Origin of the sequence: Curtobacterium sp. BRB10 (genome assembly GCF_031844325.1) — a bacterium.
Lineage (GTDB): Bacteria > Actinomycetota > Actinomycetes > Actinomycetales > Microbacteriaceae > Curtobacterium > Curtobacterium poinsettiae_A.
Map to the genome: position 1 here is coordinate 71,796 of NZ_JAUZVA010000002.1, position 24,518 is coordinate 96,313.

General features: G+C 71.1%; 21 protein-coding genes. 11 read left to right on the forward strand and 10 right to left on the reverse strand.

Features of this window, described 5'->3' with window-relative positions; translation table 11 throughout:
• Nucleotides 1-224 precede the first annotated feature (224 nt).
• From Q9R26_RS04145 to Q9R26_RS04165, 5 genes are read right to left on the reverse strand one after another with little or no spacing between them, the layout of a single operon-like run.
• Nucleotides 225-1,103 carry an ABC transporter permease gene (locus Q9R26_RS04145; protein ID WP_209129440.1) on the reverse strand — a complete coding sequence of 293 codons (879 nt, stop codon included), beginning with the start codon at nt 1,101-1,103 and terminating at the stop codon, nt 225-227.
• The gene (locus Q9R26_RS04150; protein WP_139196604.1) at nt 1,100-2,050 is read right to left on the reverse strand and encodes an ABC transporter permease; all 951 of its coding nucleotides are present in this window, start codon (nt 2,048-2,050) and stop codon (nt 1,100-1,102) included. Before Q9R26_RS04150 ends, Q9R26_RS04145 begins: the two co-directional genes overlap by 4 nt.
• Nucleotides 2,047-3,267, reverse strand: a complete 1,221-nt coding sequence (locus tag Q9R26_RS04155) for a spermidine/putrescine ABC transporter substrate-binding protein (RefSeq protein ID WP_311226627.1) — start codon at nt 3,265-3,267, stop codon at nt 2,047-2,049. The genes Q9R26_RS04150 and Q9R26_RS04155 overlap by 4 nt, the downstream gene beginning before the upstream one ends.
• Nucleotides 3,264-4,451, reverse strand: a complete 1,188-nt coding sequence (locus Q9R26_RS04160) for an ABC transporter ATP-binding protein (RefSeq protein ID WP_259578647.1) — start codon at nt 4,449-4,451, stop codon at nt 3,264-3,266. Before Q9R26_RS04160 ends, Q9R26_RS04155 begins: the two co-directional genes overlap by 4 nt.
• Before the next feature lie 23 nt (nt 4,452-4,474).
• A complete protein-coding gene (locus Q9R26_RS04165; protein ID WP_311226628.1) occupies nt 4,475-5,929 on the reverse strand; it encodes a gamma-aminobutyraldehyde dehydrogenase in 1,455 nt (484 codons plus the stop codon).
• Nucleotides 5,930-6,062: 133 nt separating this feature from the next.
• On the opposite strand from Q9R26_RS04165, the gene Q9R26_RS04170 reads away from it, so the two are divergent.
• The 9 genes from Q9R26_RS04170 to Q9R26_RS04210 all read left to right on the forward strand — a co-directional run bounded on the left by Q9R26_RS04170 (nt 6,063) and on the right by Q9R26_RS04210 (nt 16,895).
• Nucleotides 6,063-6,545 (forward strand): Lrp/AsnC family transcriptional regulator, encoded by a 483-nt coding sequence (locus tag Q9R26_RS04170; RefSeq protein ID WP_035809531.1) that lies wholly within the window; start codon nt 6,063-6,065, stop codon nt 6,543-6,545.
• On the forward strand, nt 6,542-7,999 hold the full coding sequence (locus Q9R26_RS04175) for an aspartate aminotransferase family protein (protein ID WP_182064162.1): 1,458 nt from the start codon (nt 6,542-6,544) through the stop codon (nt 7,997-7,999). The genes Q9R26_RS04170 and Q9R26_RS04175 overlap by 4 nt, the downstream gene beginning before the upstream one ends.
• Before the next feature lie 2 nt (nt 8,000-8,001).
• Nucleotides 8,002-9,366 (forward strand): FAD-dependent oxidoreductase, encoded by a 1,365-nt coding sequence (locus Q9R26_RS04180; RefSeq protein ID WP_311226629.1) that lies wholly within the window; start codon nt 8,002-8,004, stop codon nt 9,364-9,366.
• A complete protein-coding gene (locus tag Q9R26_RS04185) occupies nt 9,366-10,709 on the forward strand; it encodes an NAD(P)/FAD-dependent oxidoreductase (RefSeq protein WP_311226630.1) in 1,344 nt (447 codons plus the stop codon). Before Q9R26_RS04180 ends, Q9R26_RS04185 begins: the two co-directional genes overlap by 1 nt.
• 40 nt (nt 10,710-10,749) lie before the next feature.
• Nucleotides 10,750-11,403: a DUF1345 domain-containing protein gene (locus tag Q9R26_RS04190; RefSeq protein ID WP_182064159.1), complete on the forward strand. Its 654-nt coding sequence runs from the start codon at nt 10,750-10,752 to the stop codon at nt 11,401-11,403.
• A 459-nt stretch (nt 11,404-11,862) separates the two neighbouring features.
• The gene (locus Q9R26_RS04195; RefSeq protein WP_311226631.1) at nt 11,863-12,897 is read left to right on the forward strand and encodes a nitrilase-related carbon-nitrogen hydrolase; all 1,035 of its coding nucleotides are present in this window, start codon (nt 11,863-11,865) and stop codon (nt 12,895-12,897) included.
• Nucleotides 12,894-13,904 carry an agmatine deiminase family protein gene (locus tag Q9R26_RS04200; protein WP_311226632.1) on the forward strand — a complete coding sequence of 337 codons (1,011 nt, stop codon included), beginning with the start codon at nt 12,894-12,896 and terminating at the stop codon, nt 13,902-13,904. Before Q9R26_RS04195 ends, Q9R26_RS04200 begins: the two co-directional genes overlap by 4 nt.
• Before the next feature lie 133 nt (nt 13,905-14,037).
• On the forward strand, nt 14,038-15,450 hold the full coding sequence (locus Q9R26_RS04205) for an APC family permease (RefSeq protein WP_182064156.1): 1,413 nt from the start codon (nt 14,038-14,040) through the stop codon (nt 15,448-15,450).
• A gap of 80 nt (nt 15,451-15,530) precedes the next feature.
• On the forward strand, nt 15,531-16,895 hold the full coding sequence (locus Q9R26_RS04210) for an NAD-dependent succinate-semialdehyde dehydrogenase (protein WP_311226633.1): 1,365 nt from the start codon (nt 15,531-15,533) through the stop codon (nt 16,893-16,895).
• 83 nt (nt 16,896-16,978) lie between these two features.
• Here Q9R26_RS04210 and Q9R26_RS04215 read toward each other — a convergent pair whose 3' ends face one another.
• From Q9R26_RS04215 to gabT, 4 genes are all read right to left on the reverse strand, one after another.
• Nucleotides 16,979-17,137, reverse strand: coding sequence for a hypothetical protein (locus Q9R26_RS04215; protein WP_262139650.1), 159 nt, complete (start codon nt 17,135-17,137; stop codon nt 16,979-16,981).
• 76 nt (nt 17,138-17,213) lie between these two features.
• Nucleotides 17,214-18,584 (reverse strand): NAD(P)/FAD-dependent oxidoreductase, encoded by a 1,371-nt coding sequence (locus tag Q9R26_RS04220; protein ID WP_311226634.1) that lies wholly within the window; start codon nt 18,582-18,584, stop codon nt 17,214-17,216.
• Nucleotides 18,581-20,068 (reverse strand): NAD-dependent succinate-semialdehyde dehydrogenase, encoded by a 1,488-nt coding sequence (locus Q9R26_RS04225; RefSeq protein ID WP_396136816.1) that lies wholly within the window; start codon nt 20,066-20,068, stop codon nt 18,581-18,583. The genes Q9R26_RS04220 and Q9R26_RS04225 overlap by 4 nt, the downstream gene beginning before the upstream one ends.
• A 68-nt stretch (nt 20,069-20,136) precedes the next feature.
• The gene (gene gabT, locus Q9R26_RS04230; protein WP_182064153.1) at nt 20,137-21,498 is read right to left on the reverse strand and encodes a 4-aminobutyrate--2-oxoglutarate transaminase; all 1,362 of its coding nucleotides are present in this window, start codon (nt 21,496-21,498) and stop codon (nt 20,137-20,139) included.
• A 92-nt stretch (nt 21,499-21,590) separates the two neighbouring features.
• Here gabT and Q9R26_RS04235 point away from each other — a divergent pair, with 92 nt between their 5' ends.
• Both Q9R26_RS04235 and Q9R26_RS04240 read left to right on the forward strand, forming a co-directional pair.
• Nucleotides 21,591-23,126 carry a PucR family transcriptional regulator gene (locus tag Q9R26_RS04235; RefSeq protein ID WP_182064152.1) on the forward strand — a complete coding sequence of 512 codons (1,536 nt, stop codon included), beginning with the start codon at nt 21,591-21,593 and terminating at the stop codon, nt 23,124-23,126.
• Between the two features lie 20 nt (nt 23,127-23,146).
• A complete protein-coding gene (locus Q9R26_RS04240) occupies nt 23,147-23,764 on the forward strand; it encodes a TetR family transcriptional regulator (RefSeq protein ID WP_311226635.1) in 618 nt (205 codons plus the stop codon).
• On the opposite strand, the gene Q9R26_RS04245 is transcribed toward Q9R26_RS04240, so the two are convergent.
• Nucleotides 23,747-24,448, reverse strand: coding sequence for an NUDIX domain-containing protein (locus tag Q9R26_RS04245; RefSeq protein WP_311226636.1), 702 nt, complete (start codon nt 24,446-24,448; stop codon nt 23,747-23,749). The two genes, Q9R26_RS04240 and Q9R26_RS04245, sit on opposite strands and share 18 nt — an antisense overlap.
• Nucleotides 24,449-24,518 lie beyond the last annotated feature (70 nt).

Below are 24,518 nucleotides of genomic sequence, written 5' to 3' on the forward strand. Positions count from 1 at the left end.
GCTGGAACCTACGCGGGGCGACCGTGGTGCGCACCGCGGCACACCGCCCGACTCGTGCCCGTAACACGCCCGTCCACCGCTGGTCACGTCCACTGGACTGCCGTCGGCACCGTGCGCGCCTCGTCACCCCGTGCGAGGTTCCACGCACCGTGTGCCCCGACGAGCACGCACCACGCGCGCAACCCCGCACCAGCCCGCGAAAGACGCACCGCGCGGGCCGCCGCCTACCCCCGCGTGCGCGCCAACCGCCGGTTGAGCGCCCCGTTCAGCAGCGCGACGAGCAGCCCCACCGCGAACACGAGCGTCCCGAAGCACAGCACCTGCGGCGGCATCCCGGCCTTCGCGGCGCCGTACACGAACAGCGGGAAGGTGACCGCGGGCCCGGCGACGAACGAGGTGATCACGTAGTCGTCGATCGACATCGCCAGCGCCAGCAGCCCCGCGGCGAGCATGCCCGGCGCCAGCAGCGGCAGGGTGACGAGCCGGAAGGCCTGGAACGGTGTCGCCCCGAGGTCACCGGCGGCCTCCTCGAGCGCCCGCGAGGTCCCCGCGATCCGGGCCCGCAGCACGACCACCACGTAGGCGACGTCGAACGCGACGTGCGTGATGAGCACGGTCAGGAACCCGGTGCCGAGCCCCACCGACAGGAAGAAGGAGAGCGACGCGGAACCGACGACGATCGACGGCGCCGCGATGTCGGCGAACACGACGGTGTTCACGACACCGCGACCCGGGAACCGGTACCGCTCCAGCGCCAGCGCGAGGGGCAGTCCGATCGCGACGGAGATGATGGCGGCGAGGAACGCGACGAGCACCGAGGTGACGAACGCCGCCCCGAGCCCGGACACGTTCACCAGGTTCGCGTACCAGTAGGTCGTGAACCCGTTCCAGGCGAACGACAGCCGGTTCGTGGGGGCGTCGTTGAACGAGTACACGATCATGTAGACGATCGGCACCAGGGTGATCGCGATCGTCACCCAGTACACGATGGCGAGCCAGGGCCCACGACGGTTCACACCGTGGCGACGCGGACGACCGGCGACGGGACCGGTCACCGGCGAGGCCGGAGCGGCGGCGGAACGGGACGGTGCGACGGCGGTCATACGAGGTCCTCGAGGTCGTCGGTGCCGGAGACGCGGGCGTAGATGAACAGGATGATGCCGAGCACGACCATGAGCACGGTCGACAGGGCCGCGGCGACGTTGTACTGCTGGTTTCCGGAGTAGGCGTCCTGGATCGCCTGACCGATCGTGTACGTGTTCGTGCCCCCGAGCAGGGCCGAGTTCACCGGGTCGCCGACGCTGTCGATGAAGACGAGCAGCACCCCGGCGAAGATGCCCGAGCGGGACAGCGGCAGCGTGGTGTGCCAGAACGCTCGGAACTTGCCGGCGTACAGGTCGTTCGCGGCCTCGCCGAGTCGTGGGTCGATGCGCTCGAGGGCGGCGTAGATCGGCAGCACCATGAAGGCCAGGTCGTTGTAGGCGTCGCCGAAGATCACCGCGCCGCCGGTGCCGAGGATGTGGAAGTCCTTGCCGGCCAGCCCGAGCGCCTGCAGGGTCGTGACGACCGGGCCCTGCGACGCCAGCACGAACGCCCACATGTCGGTGCGGATGATGAACGACACCAGGAAGCTGATGAAGACGAGCATGAGCAGCGGGTTCTTCCACCGCGGCGACACCCGGAACGCGATGAAGTACGCCACCGGGTACCCGACGACGATGCAGGCGATCGTGGCGGCGGCGCCGTACCAGAGCGACCGGAGCAGGAACGTCAGGTAGGGCACCTGCGGGTCGACGAACAGCGAGCCGTAGATCCCGAAGTTCCAGGTGAACGTGTAGCCGTCGTCCGGGTTGCCGGTCATGAGCGAGACGATCAGCCCGGACACCAACGGGATGACGAAGAACACGCAGAGGTACGCGGTGCCGACGAGCGCCAGGAAGAACGGTGTGCTCCGACGGCGTCCCCGCCGCACCGGCGCGGAACCGGAAGGACCGGCGGAACCACCGGGACCACCGGGGCCGAGCCCCGGCGCCACCCCGACCGCGCTCACGACTGCACCACCGCGTTGAAGATGCCGTTCCACTCCGAGTACTCGTCGTAGTTCTCGAACACCCGGAACTCGTGTGACTGCTCCAGGACGTCCGCAGAGGGGAACACGAGCGGGCTGTCCGCCACGGTGGCGTCGTCGAGTTCGTCGCGCACGTAGTCCTCGGCCGCGGGCACCGGGCAGACGTAGTTCACCCAGTCCTCGACGATCCCGGCGACCTTCGGCGTGTAGTAGAAGTTCATCCACTCGAGCGCCGACACCGGGTTCGCGGCCTGCCGTGGGATGAGCATGTTGTCGTGCCAGGTCATCTGCCCCTCTTCCGGCGTGACGAACTCCAGGTCGCGGAACCCGGACTGCTGCGCCTGGAACACGTCGCCCGACCACGCCTGGGTGATCCAGGTGTCGCCGTTCTCCAACCGGTTGATGTAGCTCTGGTCGTAGAAGCCGGTGACGCTCGGCCGCAGTTCGCGCAGCCAGGCCTGGGCCTTCCGCCAGTCGGCGGGGGTCGAGGTCTCCGGGTCGATGCCGAGCGCGAGCAGTCCGAGCGACCCGAGTTCGGTGTTGTCGCTCATCAGTCCGATGCGGCCCTTGAACGCCGGGTCCTGCAGGTCCTTGAGCGAGGTGATCTTCCGCCCGGTGTACTTCGGGTTGTAGGCGAGCCCGGTGAACCCGGTCTGCCAGACGACGGAGTGCTTGTTGCCCGGGTCGTAGATGGGGTCCTTCACGGAGTCCGAGGCGTTCGCGGCGAAGTTCGGCAGCCGCGAGTGGTCGAGCTCGCACACGAACCCGTTCTTGATCATCTGGGTCAGCTCGAACCCGTTCGTCATGACGACGAGGTCGTAGCCGGTCGCACCGTGCGCCCGCAGGATCGGGGAGACGGTGGCGTAGAAGGTCGCGTTGTCCTGGATCACCGCCTGGTAGTCGACCGCGATCCCGGTCTCCTCCTTGAACAGCGCCAGGGACTCGGACTTGCCGTGGTCGGAGTCGATGTACAGCGGCCAGTTCGCGAAGTTCAGGGTGCCGGTCGCCTTCGCGTCCTTCCAGAACGCCGCCCAGTCGACGGTGTCCTCGGCGCCGGCGGCGGCGGAGCCCTTGATGCTGCAACCGGTGAGCAGGGCGGCCAGCGCGGCGGCCCCGCCGCCGGCGAGCAGGCCGCGTCGGCTCACGCGGGCCGACGTCAGCCCGCGCAGCAGGTCCGGACCGGGCACCGCGCCGGTCACGCGAGCGATCCCGCCGTGGCGGGGACGGCCTGGAGGCCCGGGGCGCTGTGGGTGGTGACGGTCGCGTCCGACGCGGGGTGCGCCTCCAGGCCGAAACCGTGGTCGACGCCCCACGTGAGCCAGACCTCGGTACCGGTCGCGATGCGCGGCCCGCCCTTCGAGTTCTGCGCGAACACCGAGACGCGCCCGGCGCCCGGCACGTCGACCAGGTACTGGGTGCTGACGCCGGAGAACGAGACGTCCACGACCCGACCGGGGCCGAGGATGTTCCGTCCGGCCTCGGGGGCCGGTTCCGCGGTGCGGATCTTGAGCTTCTCGGGCCGGACGCCGACGACGACGCGACCGGTCGTGGCGACGGCACGGTCGGCGGGCACCGCGATGGACCCGGCCGCGGTGGCGACGACGAGCAGGCCGGCATCGGTGCCGCGGACCTCGCCCTCGAGCAGGTTCGACTGGCCGAGGAAGTTCGCGACGAACGCCGTGCGCGGCAGCTCGTACAGGTCCTGCGGGCTGCCCATCTGCTCGATCCGGCCGCCGTTCATCACGGCGACCGTGTCGGCCATCGTCATCGCCTCTTCCTGGTCGTGGGTGACGTGCAGGAACGTGAGCCCGACCTCGGCCTGGATCGTCTTCAGCTCGAGCTGCATCTGGTGGCGGAGCTTCAGGTCGAGGGCGCCGAGCGGTTCGTCGAGCAGCAGCAGGGCCGGCCGGTTCACGATTGCTCGGGCCAGGGCGACGCGCTGCTGCATGCCACCGGAGAGCTGGGCGGGGCGCTTCGACGCCGACCCCTCGAGCTCGACGAGCCGCAGCGCTTCCTTCGCCTTCGTCATCGGGTCCGGGATCCGGCGGCGCTTCAGTCCGAACGCGACGTTGTCGAGCACGCTCATGTGCGGGAACAGCGCGTAGTTCTGGAACACCGTGTTGACGGGCCGCTGGTACGGCTTCGTGTCGGTGACGTCCTGGCCGCCGATGGTGATGGTGCCGCTCGTGGGTTCCTCGAGCCCGGCGACGAGCCGCAGGGTCGTCGTCTTGCCACAGCCCGACGGACCGAGCAACGCGAAGAACGAGCCGGCAGGCACCGTCAGGTCGAGGCTGTCCACCGCGGTGTGGCCGGGGAAGGACTTCGTGATCTGGTCGAGCCGCAGATCGGCTCCCGATTCGGCGAACGTTCCGGTCGTTGCCATGGTGCCTCCAGGGGTTGTCGGCCTCAGCCGATGTAGGACATGACGTGCTTGATGCGGGTGTAGTCGTCGAAGCCGTACTGGGACAGGTCCTTGCCGTACCCGCTGTGCTTGAACCCGCCGTGGGGCATCTCGGCGACGATCGGGATGTGCGTGTTGATCCACACGCAGCCGGAGTCCAGGTCGCGGGCGAAGCGCATCGCCCGGGAGTGGTCGGTCGTCCACACCGAGCTCGCGAGCCCGTACTCGACGTCGTTCGCCCACGTCAGGGCCTGCTGTTCCGTCGAGAACCGCTGCATGGTCTGCACCGGACCGAAGATCTCCTGCTGCACGGCACGGTCGTCCTGGCGCAGACCGGAGACGATCGTGGCCTCGTGGAAGTACCCGCAGTCGCCCTGTCGTGCGCCGCCGAGCTCGATCGTGGCGTGGTCGGGGAGCGTGTCGAGGAACGACCGGACCTGGGCGAGCTGGTTCGCGTTGTTCACCGGACCGAAGTAACCGTCTGACCCGGTTCGCGCGTTGTGCCGTGCTTCTTCTGCGAGCGCCGCCACGAACTCGTCGTGGATGCCGTCCTGCACGAGCAACCGGGTGGCCGCTGTGCAGTCCTGTCCGGCGTTGAAGAACCCGGCGGCGACGATGCCGGCGACGGCGGCGGGGATGTCCGCGTCGTCGAACACGATCACGGGGGCCTTGCCGCCGAGCTCGAGGTGGGTGCGCTTGAGGTCACCGGCGGCGGCGCGGGCGACTTCCGTGCCGGCGCGGACGGACCCGGTGATGGACACGAGCTGCGGGGTGGGGTGGTCGACCATCGCGGCACCGGTGGTGCGGTCCCCCACGACGACGTTCAGGACCCCCGGCGGCAGGAACTCCGCGGCGACCTCGGCGAGCAGCAGCGTCGACAGGGGTGTCGTGTCGCTCGGCTTGAGCACGGTGGTGTTCCCCGCGGCGAGCGCCGGGGCGAACTTCCACACCGCCATGTTGAGCGGGTAGTTCCACGGGGTGACCTGGGCGACGACACCGATGGGCTCGCGCCGGACGAACGACGTGTGGTCGGCCAGGTACTCGCCGGCGCTGCGACCCTCGAGGTTGCGGGCGGCCCCGGCGAAGAAGCGGATCTGGTCGACGGACAGCAGGATCTCGTCCTCAACCAGGGTGGCGCGGGGCTTCCCGGTGTCGAGCGACTCGAGGTCGGCGAACTCCGACGCCCGCTGCTCCATCGCGTCGGCGATCCGGAACAGGGCGAGCTGTCGTTCGCCGGGGGTGGTGCGGCGCCAGGTCTCGAACGCGGTCGCCGCCGCACCGAAGGCGGCGTCGACGTCGGCAGGGGTGGACACCGGGGACGTGCCGTAGACGTGCTCGTCGGTCGGGTCGACCAGGTCGAACGTGGTGTCGGCGGTCGACTCGACGGAGGTACCCCCGACGAAGTTCCGCAGGACCCGGGTGTCGGTGTCCGCCGTCGCCGTGCTCTGTGCGTCCAGCATGGCGGTGATACTGACACGGATTCCAGCGGCGCGGAAGAAGGATCCGGAGGTTGTGGAGAACCGTAACAACGGAAATCGTCGCGAAACACGGTGTTCACAACGGAATCCCTTGCGCACCCCGAACCTCGCTGCCATGCTGTCCGGCATGGCGGCAGCACCACGACGTCCGGGACCGATCGACGACACCTCGAAGCGGATCATCGAACAACTCCAGGCGGACGGGCGCCGCCCGTACGGCGAGATCGGCAAGGCCGTCGGTCTCAGTGAAGCGGCGGTCCGACAGCGCGTGCAGAAGCTGACCGAGACCGGCGTCATGCAGATCGTCGCGGTCACCGACCCGATGCAACTGGGCTTCCACCGCCAGGCGATGATCGGCATCCGGGTCAGCGGCGACACCCGAACCGTCGCCGATGCCCTGGAACAGCTGCCGGCGGTCGACTACCTCGTGATGACCGCCGGCAGCTTCGACCTGATGGTCGAGGTCGTGTGCGAGGACGACGACGACCTGATCGAACTGCTCAACGGCACCATCCGGGCCATCCCGGGCGTCGCCGGCACCGAGACCTTCGTCTACCTGCAACTCCGCAAACAGCTCTACGACTGGGGAACGCGATGACCATCTCCGAACAGGCCACAGGCCGGACCACGACGGGCCCGGCCGCTCGCCTCCACTCCTACGACCCGTTCGCACCGGTCGACGACGCCGACCTGCAGCGGAAGTCCCGGGACCACCTGTGGATGCACTTCGCCCGGCACGGTGCGAACCAGGCCGGCGCCGACGTGCCGATCATGGTGCGCGGCGAGGGCCACCACGTCTACGACAGCCACGGCAAGGAGTACATCGACGGGCTGTCCGGCCTGTTCGTCGTCGCCGCCGGGCACGGGCGGAAGCGCCTGGCCGAGATGGCCGCGAAGCAGGCGGAGACGCTGAGCTTCTTCCCGATCTGGTCGTACGCGCACCCCGCGGCGATCGAGCTCGCCGACCGGCTGGCCGAGCACGCCCCCGGGGACCTCAACAAGGTCTTTTACTCCACCGGCGGCGGCGAGGCGGTGGAGACCGCCTTCAAGCTCGCGAAGTACTACTGGAAGCTCCAGGGCAAGCCGATGAAGCACAAGGTGATCTCCCGCGCGGTCGCCTACCACGGCACCCCGCAGGGCGCCCTGGCGATCACCGGCATCCCGGCGATGAAGGAGATGTTCGAGCCCCTGACCCCCGGCGGCTTCCGGGTCCCGAACACGAACTCGTACCGCGCCGAGGAGATGGGCTTCCCCGGGGGCACCGAGGAGCAGTTCGGCTTCTGGGCGGCGGAGCGGATCCGCGAGATGATCGAGTTCGAGGGCCCCGACACCGTCGCCGCGGTGTTCCTCGAGCCGGTGCAGAACTCCGGCGGCTGCTTCACCCCGCCGCCCGGGTACTTCCAGCGGGTGCGCGAGATCTGCGACGAGTACGACGTGCTGCTCGTCTCGGACGAGGTCATCTGCGCCTTCGGCCGGATCGGCACGATGTTCGCCTGCGACACCTACGGCTTCGTGCCGGACATGATCACGTGCGCCAAGGCGATGACCTCCGGGTACTCCCCGATCGGCGCGACGATCATCAGCGACCGGCTCTTCGAGCCGTTCGCCAAGGGCGACACGACCTTCTACCACGGGTACACGTTCGGCGGCCACCCGGTGTCGGCCGCCGTCGCGATGGAGAACCTCGACATCTTCGAGGAAGAGGGACTGCTCGCCAACGTGCAGCAGAACGCCCCGCTCTTCCGCGCCGAACTCGACACCCTGCTCGACCTGCCGATCGTCGGGGACGTCCGCGGTGACGGCTACTTCTACGGCATCGAGCTCGTCAAGGACAAGGCCACCAAGACGACCTTCGACGACGACGAGTCCGAGCGGCTCCTGCGCGGGTTCCTGTCGAAGGCGCTGTTCGACGCGGGGCTGTACTGCCGGGCCGACGACCGCGGTGACCCCGTCGTGCAGCTCGCACCGCCGCTGACGATCGGGCAGCCGGAGTTCCGCGAGATGACGTCGATCCTGCGCAGTGTCCTGTCCGAGGCCTGGACGAAGATCTGACCGTGAGCGGCTACCGGGGCGTCTCGTTCTGGCTCGACCAGCTCGCGTCCACCGGACGCGACGACCTGACGCCCCGGCCGCCGCTCGACGGCGACACGACGGCCGACGTCGCGATCGTGGGCGGTGGACTGACGGGTCTCTGGACCGCCTGGTACCTGCACCAGGCCGACCCGGGCCTCCAGATCGTCGTCCTGGAACGCGAGATCGCCGGCTTCGGCGCGTCCGGTCGGAACGGCGGCTGGTGCTCGGCGCTGTTCCCGCGCTCCGCGGAGTCCGTCGCGCGCGAGCACGGCCGCGACGCGGCACTCGCGCTGCGCGCAGCGATGCGCGACACCGTCGATGAGGTCGGCCGCGCAGCGGCCGAAGCCGGGGTCGACTGCGACTACGTGAAGGGCGGGACCGTCCTGTACGCACGCTCTGCCGTACAGGAACGCGCCGCCCACGACGAGGTCGCGTCCTCCGCGACGTGGGGCGACGACATGACGTGGCGACCCGCTCGACCGGGTGACGCCGCCGGATCGGCGGGGGTCGCATGGACCCCGGACTGCGCGCGTGTGCAGCCCGCCGCGTTGGTGCGTGGCCTCGCGGCCGCCCTGGAGGCCCGTGGCGTCCGCATCGCGGAGCACACGCCCGTCTCGTCCTGGGATCGCGGGCGTGTGGTCACGTCGCGCGGCACCGTCACGGCGGGCGCCGTGGTGATCGCGGTCGAGGGGTACGGCGCCCAGCTGGAGCAGACGAAGCGGCGGATCCTGCCGCTGTACTCGCTGATGATCGCGACGGCACCGCTGCCGGCGTCCGCGTGGGAGCGCATCGGGCTCGAGCACGGGCAGACGTTCTCCGACTACCGACACCTGCTCGTGTACGGGCAGCGCACGGCCGACGACCGGCTGGCGTTCGGCGGCCGCGGAGCCCGCTACCACTGGGGATCCTCGATCACGCCCGGGTACGACCGGGTGCCGCGGGTGTTCGAGCACCTGCGGAAGGCCCTGGTGGACCTGTTCCCCGTCGTCGCGGACGCCCCGGTCACCCACACGTGGGGCGGACCGCTCGGGGTGCCGCGCGACTGGTGCGCCTCGGTGACCTGGGACGGCCACGTCGGCAGCGCCGGCGGGTACGTCGGTGACGGGCTGTCGACGACGAACCTGGCCGGGCGGACCCTCGCCGACCTCGTGCGCGGGGAGTCGACGGCACTGACCGCGCTGCCGTGGGTGAACCACCGATCGCCCGACTGGGAGCCCGAGCCGCTGCGGTTCCTCGGCGCGAACGCGGGACTCGTCGCGACCGACCTGGCCGATCGCGAAGAGGCGCTGACCGGGCGGTCGAGTCTGGCCGCTCGGCTCATGGCACCGCTGACCGGAGGGCACTGATGGCTGCCGGTCTCGCCGCCGACGTCGTGGTCGTCGGAGCGGGGGTCGCCGGGCTCGCCGCCGCTCGGGCGCTCGCACTCGGCGGGCAGCGCGTCGTCGTGCTCGAGGCCCGCGACCGGATCGGCGGGCGCACCTGGACCGATTCGTCGCTCGGGGTTCCGGTCGACCTCGGCGCCTCGTGGATCCACGGGGTCGACGGCAACCCGCTCTGGGCCCTGGCGTCGGCGTTCGGCATCGACACCGTGGAGTTCACGGTCGGCAGCTTCCAGTTCGACGGTCGGCCGATCGCGTGGCACGACCCCTCCGGCGCCGCGCTCTCCGCCGAGGACACGTCGGCGTTCGTGGCGGACCTGCACACCGTCGACGCGGCCCTCGACGCCGTCGTCGCGCACGCTCCCCCGCCCTCGACCTACGCGGCCGCCGTCGACACCGTGCTCCGCTCGCTGCGGTGGCAGGGCGACCGGGCCGCACGGGTCCGCGAGTACACGGCCCACCGCTCCGAGGACCTCTGCGGCGCACCCGTCACCGTCCTCGACGCCCACGGCCTCGACGAGGAGCACGTCCCCGGTGACGAGGTGGTGTTCCCCGGCGGCTACGCCCAGTACGCCCGCGCGCTGGCCGAGGGTCTCGACGTCCGGCTGTCGTCGGTCGTGCGGTCGGTGACCCAGGCCGGCGACTCGGTGACGGTGGGGCTCACCGACGGCACCACCGTCGTCGCGCCGCAGGTCGTCGTCACCGTGCCGCTCGGGGTGCTGCAGGCCGGCGACGTGGTCTTCGACCCGCCCCTGTCCGCGCCGGTGACCGGAGCGCTCGACCGGCTCGGCATGGGCGCCTACGACAAGGTGTTCCTGCGGTTCCCGTCACGGTTCTGGAGCGACTCGTGGGTGATCCGGCAGCAGGGGTCCGCCGGGGTCGACTGGCACTCCTGGTACGACATGTCCCGGGTGACCGGTGCGCCGGTGCTCGCCGCCCTGGTCGGTGGCGCCGGAGCCCGTCGGCTCGAGACCCTGCCGGACGCCATGGTCGTCGACGAGGGGGTGGCGGCGCTGCGGAAGATGTTCGGCCCGTCCGTCCCCCGACCCGAGGCGTTCCGGATCACCCGGTGGGCCGAGGACCCGTTCTCGCGGGGCTCGTACTCGTACCTGCACGTCGGGGCGTCACCCGACGACCACGACCTGCTCGGCACCCCGTCCGGCCGGGTGCAGCTCGCCGGCGAGGCCACGTGGAGCGACGACCCGGCGACGGTGCACGGGGCGCTGCTGTCCGGGCTGCGGGCGGCCGGGCGGTTGCTCGGCACCCAGGTCGAGCCGCTCTCGCTCGCCGACCCGCTGTCCACGCCCTGAGCGCACCCCCGCGGGTGTCGGCCCGTGCGACACTCGCTCCGTGACCCCGACGAGGACCCGACCGAGACACGAACACCGGGCACCGGTCGCCGTCGCGGTCCTGGTGAACCTGGCGCTGAGCCTGTTCCTGCCGGACGAGGTGCTGTTCTTCCCGTCGTGGGTGGTGCCCGTCCTGGGCGTCCTGCTGCTCGCTCCGCTCATCGTCTTCAACCCGCGGCGTCTGACGCGCGAGACCACCTGGTCACGCTGGCTGTCGTTCGCGCTCGCGGCCCTGCTCACCGTCGCAAGCCAGCTCACCGTCATCCGGACCATCACCGAGCTGCTCGGCGGGCACGCGGACGGTGCGGCCGTGCTGCTCACCGCGCTGCAGGTCTGGGTGAGCACGATCATCGTGTTCGGGCTCGTCTACTGGGAGCTCGACCGCGGGGGTCCGGTGGCACGGCGTCGCCCCGAGCTGTGGGCGAGTGCCGAGGCAGACTTCCAGTTCCCGCAGGAGACCGACCCGAAGACCGCGGACTGGCGGCCGGTCTACCTCGATTACCTCTACGTGGCGATGACGAACATGATGGCGTTCAGCCCGACGGACACGATGCCGATGACCGTCCGAGCGAAGATGATCATGGCCTACCAGGCGCTCAGCGGGTTCATCCTGCTGGCACTGGTCATCTCGCGCGCGGTCAACATCATCAGCTGACCCTCCCGACACGACCCGACGGGCACCCCGCGCGAGATGCGCGGGGTGCCCTGGGGCTCAGCCCTTGCGCCACAGCTCGAGCAGGAACCGGGCCACGGTCACGAGCAAGCTCGCGATCCCCAACCACGGCACTCGACGGCCGCGACGCGGTTCGGTGTCGTTCGACATCGGACCACCTTCGTGTCAGCGCCGGCGGACACGAGAAGCGCAGGCCGAGGGATGCAACTCGCTCGACGAGCGCGTTACACTGGCTCCGAGTTTCAGGCTCGGGACCCAGTTCGTCCCTCGTTCTCCACTCGGAGGACAAATCGAAGCCCACCACTGTTGCTGCAGTGGTGGGCTTCTTCTCTGCCCGGGCCCGCGTCCCGGCGACGACACGGAACCCGAGACCAGCATACTGATATTCGAGGGTCGAAACCGAGGTCTTGCGATAGTTGATCGTGTGATCAACAATGGCGCATGGACGTCGTCACCGCACCCTCGCTCCCGTCGCCGCTGCACGCCGACACCGGCGCACCCCGCCGGTCCCTCCGCGTCGCCCTCGTGCAGGTGCGGTGGCTCCCCGACCCGCACGAGCACCGAGCCCAGCTCGCCGACGGCATCGCGACCGCCGCAGCGCACGGAGCCACCGCGGTGTTCCTGCCCGAACTCACGCTGCGCCGCTATCCGGGCGACTCCCCGGCGAGCGGGACCCCGAAGGACCTCGCCGAGTCGCTGCAGGACGGTCCGACCGTCGCCTTCGCCCGTGCCCAGGCGATCGAGCACGGGGTGTTCGTGCACGCCTCCCTGTACGAGCGGCCTGCCGACGACGATCAGCCCGACGACCCGCGTGGCTACAACACCGCCGTCCTCGTCGCCCCCGACGGCACCCTGGTCGGCCGGACCCGCAAGACCCACATCCCGATCAGCGCCGGCTACCACGAGGACACGTACTTCCGCCCGGGGAAGGACGACGATGCCTTCCCGGTGTACGAGCCCGCCGGACTCGGCGTACGCCTCGGCCTGCCGACCTGCTGGGACGAGTGGTTCCCCGAGGTCGCCCGGTCCTACGGCCTCGCCGGGTCCGAGGTCCTGGTGTACCCGACGGCGATCGGCTCCGAGCCGACGTTCCCGGACTTCGACACCGCCCCGATCTGGCGGCAGGTCATCGTCGCGAACGGCATCACGGCGGGGCAGTTCATGGTCGTGCCGAACCGGTGGGGCGACGAGGGCGACATCACGTTCTACGGCTCGTCCTTCATCTCGGACCCGTTCGGCCGCGTGCTCGTCGAGGCACCGCGTGACGCCGACGCGGTGCTCGTGGCCGACCTCGACCTCGAAGCCCGGACGGAGTGGCTCCGGCTGTTCCCCTTCTACATCACGCGGCGCCCCGACCTGTACGCGGGACTCGTCGAACCCGTCGACGAGGAACACCACGCGTACGGCGCACGCGACGCGATCGACGCGGCCCTGGCCGTGGCGGCGACCGACGCCGGACCGGAGGCACGCGCATGACGTGGGTGATGCCTCCCGAGACGGCTCCGCAGGAACGCACCTGGATGGCGTTCCCGCGCCCCGGCCTGACGCTCGGTGACGACGCGGCGAGCGCCGAAGCGGCGCGGCGGACGTGGGCGACCACGGCCAACACGATCAGCGAGCACCAGCCGGTCACGATCGTCGTGGACCCGGTGGCGCGCAGCGACGCCCGCCGGCTGCTGTCGGAGCAGGTGGACGTGCTCGAAGCGCCCCTGGACGACTTCTGGATGCGCGACATCGGGCCGACGTTCGTCGTCGACGACGTGACCGGCGAGCTCGGCGCAGTCGACTGGGTCTTCAACGGCTGGGGCGCGAACCCGTGGTCGACCTGGACGCGCGACGCCGAGGTCGCCGCCACGGTCGCCGATGCTGCGGGAGCCAGGCGGATCCCCTCGTTGCTCGTGAACGAGGGCGGGGCGATCCACGTCGACGGTGCCGGCACCGTGCTCGTGACGGAGACGGTGCAGCTCGACCCGCGACGGAACCCGCACGCCGACCGGGAACGCGTCGAGTCGGAGCTGGCCCGCACGATCGGTGCCACGCGGGTGGTCTGGCTACCCCGCGGCCTGACGCGCGACTACGACGGCTTCGGCACCCGGGGCCACGTCGACATGGTGGCGACCTTCGCCGACCCGGGCACGGTCCTGCTGCACGCCCAGCCGGATGCCGGCCACCCGGACCACCTGGTGATGCCGCAGATCCGGCGAGCGCTCGAGCAAGCGACCGACGCGACGATCGTCGAGCTGCCCGCCCCGTCGACGCGGTCGGACGACGGTGGACCGGTGGACTGGAACTACGTGAACCACGTCGTGGTGAACGACGCCGTGATCGCCTGCGCGTTCGGCGACCCGGTCACTGACGACCGCGCCAGTGGCATCCTCGCCGAGGCGTACCCGGGCCGACAGGTCCGCTCGATCGACGCGCGACAGGTGTTCGCACGGGGTGGCGGGCTGCACTGCATCACACAGCAGCAACCGGCGGCCTGAACCACCGCCGCGGTGTACAGCGGGCCATGATCGCCTGTACACCGCGGCCGGTCCACCCACTGCCGACCCGTCGGTATGGTGCTCCGAACCGATCCGGGCACCGCTGCCCGGCCCCGAAGAGCAGGGAAGTCACATGGCATCACCGATCGCGGTCACCGCGCCGGCAGCACCGGTGCGCGGCGGGTCGCTGAAGCGGAGCCTCGGGCTCTGGGCGATCGTCGGACTCGGCCTCGGCTACATGACCCCCACGGTCGTGTTCGACACCTTCGGCATCGTCTCCGGGCAGACCGACGGCGCGGTGCCGAGCGCGTACCTCATCGCCCTGGTCATCATGGCGCTCACCGCGATCAGCTACGGGAAGATGGTGCGCGTCTACCCCGCCGCCGGTTCGGCGTACACGTACGTCCGGGAATCGATGCACCCGAACCTCGGCTTCATGGTCGGCTGGGCGTCGCTGCTCGACTACCTGCTGCTGCCGATGGTGAACGCCCTGATCATCCGGCTCTACCTGGAGCAGGTGTTCCCGGGCCTGCCGCCGTGGGTGACCGTCGTCGTCTACACGGTGTTCGTGACGACGGTCATCTGCCTGTCGATGCGCGGGACGTCGAACCTCAACATGGTGCTGCTCATCGGCGCGGTCCTGGCGATGATCGCGTTCGTGGTCTTCACCGTCATCGAGCTCACCCACGGTGCCGGTGCGGGCACGATCGTCAGCGCCGAGCCCTTCGTGCACGACGGGGTGACGATGTCGGCCCTGCTCACCGGTGCGACGGTGGTGTGCTTCTCGTTCATCGGCTTCGACGCCGTGACGATGTACACGGAAGAGGCGAAGTCGATCCGCATCATGCCGAAGGCCATCATGCTGACGGTCCTGCTCGGTGGCGCGATCTTCCTGGTCTCCGCCTACTTCGCCCAGCTCCGCTTCCCCACCAACGCACCGTTCGGCGAGTTCACCGACGACCCGCTCCCCCAGATCGGCCTGCTCGTCGGCGGTCCGGTGTTCCAGGCGGTCCTCGTGTCGGCCGGGTTCGTCGCCGCACTCGCCTCGGGGCTCGCGTCGCACGCCAGCGTCGCCCGCATGCTCATGGTGATGGGCCGGAACAACGTGCTGCCGAAGCGGGTCTTCGGCTACGTGCACCCCCGCACGCACACCCCGGTGTTCAACGTCGTCTTCGTCGGCGCGGTCACCCTGCTGGCGATGAGCTTCTCGCTCGACACGGTCGCCGCGTACATCAACTTCGGTGCCCTCGTCGCGTTCACGTTCGTCAACGCCACGGTCATCGTGCACTTCGCCGTGCGGCAGGGCCGTCGTCACACGGCGGGCGACCGCTGGAAGTACATCGTGCTGCCGGGCCTCGCGATGGTCCTGACCGGGGTGCTCTGGTCGCAGCTCCATGCCGACGCCCTGATCGCAGGAGGAGTGTGGGCCGCGATCGGGTTCGTCTACCTGCTCGTCATCACGAAGGGCTTCCGGGTCGCACCGAAGGGCTTCGACGAGAACCAGCCCGTCACCGGTGTGAACAAGCAGCTGACCGACCAGGCCTGACCGGCCACCACGAGAGCGACCAGGCCTGACCGGCCACCACGAGAGCGACCAGGCCTGACCGGCCACCACGAGAGGACGCCATGTACGCCGTCACCGACCCCACCACGGGCACGACCCTCGAGACCTACCCGACCATCACGGACGCCGAGCTGCACGACGCCCTCGCAGTCGCCGACCGCGCGCACACCGAGTGGTCACGGACGACGACGGTCGCCGACCGTGCAGCCCTGCTCCACCGGGTCGCGGACCTGTACCGGGAGCGGCACGCCGAACTCGCCGCCACGATCGTGCGCGAGATGGCGAAGCCGATCGACCAGGCCGAGGGCGAGGTCGACTTCTGCGCCGACATCTACGACTACTACGCGGACCACGCCGAGGCGTTCCTGGCCGACCAGCCGATCACCCTGGCGGACGGGTCCGAGGGGTCCGCGTTCATCCGCAAGGCCTCCATCGGCGTCGTGCTCGGCATCATGCCGTGGAACTTCCCCGCGTACCAGATCGCACGGTTCGCCGGCCCGAACCTGGTCATCGGCAACACCGTCCTGCTCAAGCACGCACCGCAGTGCCCGGAGTCCGCCCTGGCCGTCGAGCGGATCTTCCACGACGCCGGCTTCCCGGCCGGGGCCTACACGAACGTGTTCGCGACGAACGACCAGGTCGCCGAGGTGATCGCCGACCCGCGCGTGCAGGGCGTCTCGCTGACCGGGTCCGCCCGCGCCGGTGCCGCCGTCGCCGAGATCGCGGGCCGGAACCTCACGAAGGTCGTGCTCGAGCTCGGTGGATCGGACCCCTTCATCGTGCTGTCCACCGACGACCTGGACTCCGTCGTCGAATCCGCCGTCACCACCCGCCTCGAGGGCAACGGGCAGGTCTGCAACGCCCCGAAGCGCTTCCTGGTGGTCGACAGCCTGTACGACGAGTTCCTGGCGAAGTTCACCGCGGCGATGTCGGCGGTCTCGCCGACCGATCCGTCCGTGCCGGGTGCCGAACTCGGCCCTCTGTCGTCACCGACCGCCGCGGACCGGCTGCAGGAGCAGCTCGCATCCGCCGTCGCGCAGGGTGCGACCGTCGTCACCGGCGGCGATCGCCAGGGCAACGCCTTCGTGCCGACGATCCTGACGGACGTCTCGCCGGACAACGACGCCTACCGCGAGGAGTTCTTCGGCCCCGTCGCCGCCGTGTACCGGGTCGCCGACGAGGACGCCGCCGTCGCACTCGCCAACGACACCCCGTACGGGCTCGGCTCGTACCTGTTCACGACGGACGCCGACCAGGCACTCCGGGTCGCCGACCGGCTCGAGGCCGGCATGGTCTACGTCAACATCGTCGGCGCGGACAGCCCGGAGTTGCCGTTCGGTGGCGTCAAGGGCAGCGGCTTCGGCCGCGAGCTCGGCCCCCTGGGGGCCGACGAGTTCGTGAACAAGAAGCTGATCCGCATCGGCTGACGGACGCCCTGGATCCGGGTGACGACGGACGGGAGGCACGGTGCCAGCTGGCACCGCGCCTCCCGTCCGTCCGTCGGTCGCCGCTACTGCTGCGGGTCGGCGGGCTCGCCGCCGGAGTCGGTGTCGCTGTCCTGCTGCGGATCCTCCGTCGCGTCACCCGTGGGCGACCCGTCCGGCAGGTCCTCGGTGTACTGCTCTTCGGCCTCGCTGGGGTCGCTGGACCCGTTCGCTGCGTCACTCATGGCCCGGACGGTACGCGCGAGCGCCTGGGTACGTCAGCGCCTGGACACGGCACCCAGCCGTGACCCACTGAGACGGTTACCGCGCAGGAGCGGTCTGCGGAACGACCGCGAGGATCTCCTCCGCGACCTCGCGCCCGATGCGCACGGCACCGTCGACGTGCTGGTAGCCCTGCCCGGCCAGGTCGCTCGAGGCGAACCGGATCGGACCGACCGCGGCACGCTGGTCGGCGCCGTAGCGGACGAGCCCGCCCAGGTCGAAGCTCGCGGCGTAGGCGCCGCGCGTCCACTCCTCGGTGCCCCAGTCGCTCTCGTAGTAGACGACCGGCGACAGGGCCTCGTCGCCGTAGTAGTGCGCCAGCGAGGCGAGCACCCGGGCGCGCCGCTCCTCGGTCGACAGCGCGAACAGGTCGTCGGCGTGCTGGTCGGAGACGAACCCGACCAGGGTCCCCTGCTCGGAACCGTGCGAGGTGTTGTCGTACGCCTCGTGCACCACCTCGTACGGGCTGAACGCGGTGCCGGACAGGCCCGCCGCACGCCAGAAGGGCCGGTCGTAGACGGCGTGCACCTTGATGACGAATCCCATCGACAGGTGCTGGTGCAGCTGGTGCTGGCGTCGGGGCAGCGGCGGCTCGTACGAGATCCGCGAGTACAGGGGCGGCGGGACCGCGACGAGTGCCTGTCGGGCGTGCACCTCGATCCCGCCGTCGGCGAGCGCGACGACCCCCTCGTCGCTCCAACGCAGCGTCCGGACCGGGGCGTTCAGCTGGACGTCGTCACCGAGACGCTCGGCGAGCCGCTCGGACACCTGCTGCATGCCGCCGACGACCCGCTTGTCCAGGATGAAGTCGGCGTCGACCAGGTTGGTGAAGCTCCCGGCGGACGCCGCCATCAGCAGGGCCTGCAGTGCCGAGAACGCGTGCGCGGGCTTCGTGAGCATCGCGCCGGCGATGTACAGTTCGACGTTGTCGGTGGCGACACGGTCCGGGCTGAGCGTGTGCAGCCAGGCGCGGAACGAGACCTCGTCGAGGGCGGCCGCGTCCGGGGTCTCCCAGGGGCGCGCCGGGTCGACCTTCGCGACGTACTCGTCGACGACGGCGACGAGCCGTTCGATCTCGTTCGCCGTGGCCTCGGGCAGCGGGAAGATGTCACCGGTGTACTCGGTCCGGGTGCCGTCGGCGTCGATGTAGACACTCGAGCCCTCGCGGTACCGGTCGTACGTCTGCAGGCCGAGCTCGTCGAGGGTCTCGAGCAGTGCTGTCTGGTCGGGCGAGACCCACTGCCCGCCGATCTCCAGGCTCACCCCGTCGATGTCGTTCGTCCAGGTGCGGCCCCCCACCCGGTCGCGGGCCTCGAGCACGGCGACCCGCAGGCCGGCGGCCCGCAGGCGGTTCGCGGCGGTGAGACCGGCGACACCGGCTCCGATGACGACGACGTCCTTCTCGATCATCGAGCTGCTCCTTGTGCGGTCGTGGTGCTGTCGGTGTGCCGGAACGGGTCCGGGGTCAGCGTGTACATGGTCTCGAGGTACTCGGCGATGCCCTCGCCGCCGCCCTCGCGACCGAGGCCGGACTGCTTCACGCCGCCGAACGGTGCCGAGGCGTTCGACACGACCCCGGTGTTCAGCCCCAGCATGCCGGTCTCGAGCCGCTCCATCAGGCGCTGCCCGCGTGCCGGGTCGTCGGTGAACGCGTAGCCGACCAGACCGTACTCGGTGTCGTTCGCGGCGGCCACGGCCTCGTCCTCGGAGCGGAACGTGCGGATCGCGAGCACCGGCCCGAAGATCTCGTCGTCGAGGATCGCGCTGCCGGGCTGCACGTCGGTCAGGACCGTCGGCGCGTAGAAGGTGCCGGGCCCGTCGACCGGGTGTCCGCCGGTCCGGACCGTCGCCCCGCGCTCGACCGCGTCGGTGACCAGGCGGTGGGCCTTGTCCACGGCGCGGGCGTCGATGAGCGGCCCGATGGTGACGCCGTCCTCGGTTCCCCGGCCGACCCGCATCGCGGCGACCTGCTCGGTGACCCGGCGGGTGAACTCGTCGGCGACGTCCTCGTGCACCAGGAACCGGTTCGCGGCGGTGCAGGCCTGGCCGGTGTTCCGGAACTTCGCGGCGAGGGCGCCCTCCACCGCCAGGTCGAGGTCGGCGTCGGCGAACACCAGGAACGGGGCGTTGCCCCCGAGTTCCATGCTCGTCCGGAGCACGTTCTGTGCCGCCTGACCGAGCAGCGTGCGTCCGACCGGCGTGGACCCCGTGAAGGACAGCTTGCGCAGGCGGCGATCGGCGATCACGGGCGCGGAGACGGCGGCGGCCCGGGTGGTCGGGACGACGTTGACGACGCCCGCGGGCACGCCGGCCTCGACGAGCAGGTCGGCGAACAGCAGGGTGGTCAGCGGCGTCAGCTCGGCCGGCTTCACGACGACGGTGCAGCCTGCGGCGAGCGCCGGTGCGATCTTGCGGGTCGCCATCGCCAACGGGAAGTTCCACGGCGTGATCAGGAACGCGGGTCCGACGGGCTTGTGCGAGACGGTGGCGCGGCCGGTCCCTTCCGGGTTGGTGCCGTACGAACCGCCGATCCGGACCGCTTCCTCCGAGAACCAGCGGAGGAACTCGCCGCCGTACGCGACCTCGCCGCGGGCCTCGGCCAGGGGCTTGCCCATCTCCAGCGTCATCAGGAGCGCGAAGTCCTCGCGTCGCTCCTGCAGCAGGTCGAAGGCGCGGCGCAGCACCTCGGCTCGCTGCCGCGGCGGCGTCGCCGCCCACCCGTGCCGTGCGGCGACGGCGGCGTCGAGCGCCTTCCGGCCGTCCTCGGGTGAGGCGTCGGCGATGTGCAGGAGTGTTCCGCCGGTCGCAGGGTCGACCACGGCGAAGGTCGCGTCTTCGGCCGCCGGCCGCCAGACACCGTCGACCAGGAGGCCCGTGGGGACGCGGTCGAGCACCGCCTGTTCGGCGGCTGGTCCGGTCGCGTCGGAGACGGTGGGCCACGCGGTCGCGGGGATCGTCGCGCTCACGACGCGGCCAGCCCGTCGAGGACGACGGTCAGGCCGTCGCGGAGCAGGTCGTCGTCGATCGACAGCGGCGGCAGGAAGCGCACGACGTTGCCGTACGTGCCGGCCGTGAGCGCGATGACCCCGTGCTCGAACGCGTACCGCACCACCCGTCCGGTGAGGCCCGGGTCGGGATCACCGGTGGCGGGGTCGACGAGTTCCATCGCGACCATGGCACCGCGGCCGCGGACGTCGCCGATGCGGGGGTCGTCGGCCTGGGCGCTGCGCAGGGCGTCGAGCAGGACCGTGCCGATGGCCCCGGCGCGTTCGACGAGTCCGTCGTGCTCGAAGGCGTCGATGGCCGCGAGTGCTGCGGCGCAGGCGATCGGGTTGCCGCCGTACGTCCCGCCGAGGCCGCCGACGTGGGCCGAGTCCATGATCGCCGCACGCCCGGTCACACCGGACAACGGGAGTCCGCCCGCCATCCCCTTCGCGGTCGTGACGACGTCGGGCACGATCCCCTCGTGTTCGCTGGCGAACATCGCGCCGGTGCGGGCGAACCCGGTCTGCACCTCGTCCGCGATGAACACGACGCCGTTGGCGGTCGTCCACTCGGACAGTGCGGTGAGGAACCCCGGTGCCGGGACGACGAAGCCGCCCTCACCCTGGATCGGTTCGATCAGGACCGCGGCGGTGTTCTCGGCGCCGACCTGCTTCTCGATCTGGCTGATCGCACGCTTCGCCGCCTCTGTGCCCGACAGCCCGTCGTGGAACGGGTACGACATCGGGACGCGGTAGACCTCGGGTGCGAACGGCCCGAAGCCGTTCTTGTAGGGCTGGTTCTTCGCGGTCAGCGCCATCGTCAGGTTCGTGCGGCCGTGGTAGGCGTGGTCGAAGACGACGACGGCCTGCCGACCGGTGTGCTTCCGGGCGATCTTGACGGCGTTCTCGACGGCCTCGGCACCCGAGTTGAACAGGGCAGTCCGCTTCTCGTGGTCGCCGGGGGTCAGACGGTTGAGCGCCTCGGCGACGGCGACGTACCCGTCGTAGGCGGCGATGGTGAAGCACGTGTGCGTGAAGGCGGCGACCTGTTCGGTGACGGCGGCGACCACGCCGGGGTGGGCGTTGCCCACCGAGGTCACGGCGATCCCGGACCCGAGGTCGACGAAGGAGTTGCCGTCGGCGTCGACCACCACGCCGCCACCGGCCGCGACGACCGCGATGGGCACGGCGACGCCGACCCCGGCCGCGACGGCGCCGGCCTTCCGGGCGAGCAGCTCCTGCGATCGCGGACCCGGCACGGCGGTGACGAGCCGCCGTTCCTGGGGCAGCGACGGGCCGCCGGTGGTCGCTCGGGTCGCGGACGCTGCGGTGGAGGACATGCCGCGATGGTAGGAGTCACCCCCGTGTCCTCCCACTGTCCACGGCGTACATCGACCCCCGGATGGATCGACCCGGTGGATAGGGTGACGGCATGCCCGCAACGCTGCGCTCCCTGCTGCACCGGCGTGAACTCCACCTGCGCCCGCTCACCGACGCGGACGAGCACGCCCTCGACGCCCCGCTCTCCTGGCTGCACAGCTCGGACCTCGAGGACCCGACCCCGTTCCTCGCCGAGGGTCAGGGGCTGCTCACCACCGGCACGCAGTTCGGCGCCGAGGCCGAGGTGCGTGACGACGTCGCCGAGGCCTACGTCCGGCGGCTCGTCGACGGCGGTGTCGTGGCGCTCGGTTTCGGCACCGAGGTGGTCCGCGCCGGCACCCCCGACGCCCTGGTCGCCGCCTGCACCCGGCACGGACTGCCGCTGTTCGAGGTGCCCTACGAGACCTCCTTCATCGCGGTCGCGCAGGCCAACGCCGAAGCGGTCGCGCGGGACGCCAACGCGCGGGGCGCCTGGGCCCTCGCCGCGCAGCGTGCCATCTCGCTGGCCGCGATGCGACCGGACGGACTCGGCGCGACCATCGCCGAGCTGTCCCGGCAGCTCGACGGGTGGGTCGGCCTGTTCGACGTCTCCGGGCGGCTCGACCGCGGACACCCCGCCGACGGTCTCCCCGCCGCCGACCTCGACCTCCTGCGGACCGAGGCGCTGCGGCTGCTGCGCTCCGGGCAGCGGGCCAGCCTGCCGGTCGCCACGGACCGGGGCGTCGGGTACACCCTGCAGACGCTCGGCAGCGGCGGGCACCTGAGCGGCGTGCTCGCGATCGCGAACGGCGGAGCCCTCGACCGGGCCGGACGCGAGGTCGTCACGGCCGTCATCGCCCTGGCCGGCCTCGCGCTGCAGCAGAACCGCGAGCTCGCCCGTGCCCGGGGACTCCTGCGCACCGGACTCCTGACCATGCTGTCGGTCGGCGAACCCGAGGTGGTGCAGGCGACGTCCCGCGAGGTGTGGGGGCCACTGCCCGCCGAACCCGTCCGGATCGCGGCCGTCGACGTCCCCGACCACGACCTCGACACCGTGGTGGACCTGCTCGAACTCTGGGTGCAGGACCGTCCGGGGCGCCTGTTCTTCGCGGTCGACGACGCCGTGTTCCTCTGCGTGAACGCGGACGACACCGGGATCGTCGGTGCACTCGTCGACCGCTTCGACCTGCGCGCCGGCCTGTCCGACGGTGCCGCGTACCGGTCGTTCGGACGCGCCCGCACCGAGGCCGTGCAGGCACTCGACCGACGCCGTGAAGGACGCCCGGGCACCACCGAGTTCGGTGACCTGGCCCGAGAGGGGGTGCTCGCCCACCTCGCCCACGTCGACGTGGACGCCGGTGCCGTCGCCCGCGCCTTCCTCGCCCCGCTGCTCGACCACGACCGCACCGCCGGCACCGAACTCACGGGCACCGTCCGGACCTGGCTGCAGGAGGACTGCGAGTACGACCGCACCGCACGGGTCCTCGGCATCCACCGGCACACCGCCCGCGCCCGGGTCGAGCACGCCGGTCGGCTCCTCGACCGTGACCTCTCCGTCTTCTCGACGCGGGCCGACCTCTGGGCGGCCTTCGTGGTCGAGGGCGCGTGACGCGCGGATACCGTGGGACGATGCCGACGACACCGGCCCGCCGGCGCCTGAGCCCGGCCGAACGCGAGGCGCAGATCAGCGCCGCCGCGATCGACGTCGCCCGCGCCGAGGGACTCGCAGCCGTCACCCTCCGCGGTGTCGCCGCAGTGATCGGGGTCGCGCCCTCGCTCGTCGCCCACTACCGCCCGAGCATGGAGGACCTGGTCGGCGAGACGTTCCGCACCGTCGCGGACGCCGAGGTCGCCGAGGTCCGCGCGATCGTCGCCGCTGCGCCCGACCCCGTCTCCGGCCTCCGCACCCTGCTCGGCTGCGTCGCCGATCCCGCCCGCGACGACGTCGCCACCCTGTGGGCCGACGCGTGGAGCATCGGCCGCACGAACGCGGCACTGGCGACCGCGGCACGGGACGTCATGGACGACTGGCAGCTCCTCGCGACCACGGTCGTCGGCGACGGGGTCCGCGCGGGTGTGCTGCACACCGACGACCCGGACGGCGTCGGACGCCTGCTCTTCGCGCTCGTCGACGCCACCAACGGGTACGCCCTGGTCGACTACCTCGACCGCCCGACCCGCGAGGCCCTGGTCCGCACGACGATCGCGCGAGCGGTGGGCCTGGACGGGTCAGCCCTGTCGCGGTGACACCCGCCGCAGCGCCGTCGACCGCAGTGCCACCCACTGCAGCAGCATGATCGTCTTGCCGTCGGCGATCCGACCGTCCGCCACCATCGCGAGCGCCTCGTCGAGCTGCACCTCGAGCACCTCGATGTCCTCACCCTCGTCCTCGACGCCGCCACCGGCTTCGACCCGGTCAGCCGGCGTGTACGCGCCGAGGTAGAAGTGGACCCGCTCGGTGACCGAACCGGGGCTCATGAACACGTCGCCCAGGTGCTCGAGCACGCCGAGCCGGATGCCGAGCTCCTCGGCGGCTTCACGCCGGACCGCGGTCTCGGGGTCGTCCTCGTCGAGCAGTCCCGCCGCGGCCTCGATCAACATGCCGTCCGGGTGTCCGTTCACGTACGCCGGCCACCGGAACTGCCGCGTGAGCAGGACGGTGCCGCGCTCGGCGTCGTACGGCAGCACCGTCGCGCCGTTCCCGCGGTCGTAGGTCTCGCGCTGCTGCCGGTCCCAGCGACCGTCGCGGCGCCGGACGTCGAGGGTCGTACGACGGAGCACGTGCCACCCGTTCGACACCACCTCGACGTCCCGCACGACGACGTCGGGGTTGCGGTCGAGGGCACGGCCCACGGCGTCGAGGCCCGTCCGCCCACGGTCGTCGGGGACGTCCACTCCGGGACGCTGGACGGTGGTGCGTTCGTCGGTCACCCGGTCACCGTAGCGGGGCACCTCGGCAGGACCCCGTCCGCTCGGTACGCTCGACGTGCCGCACCAGGGA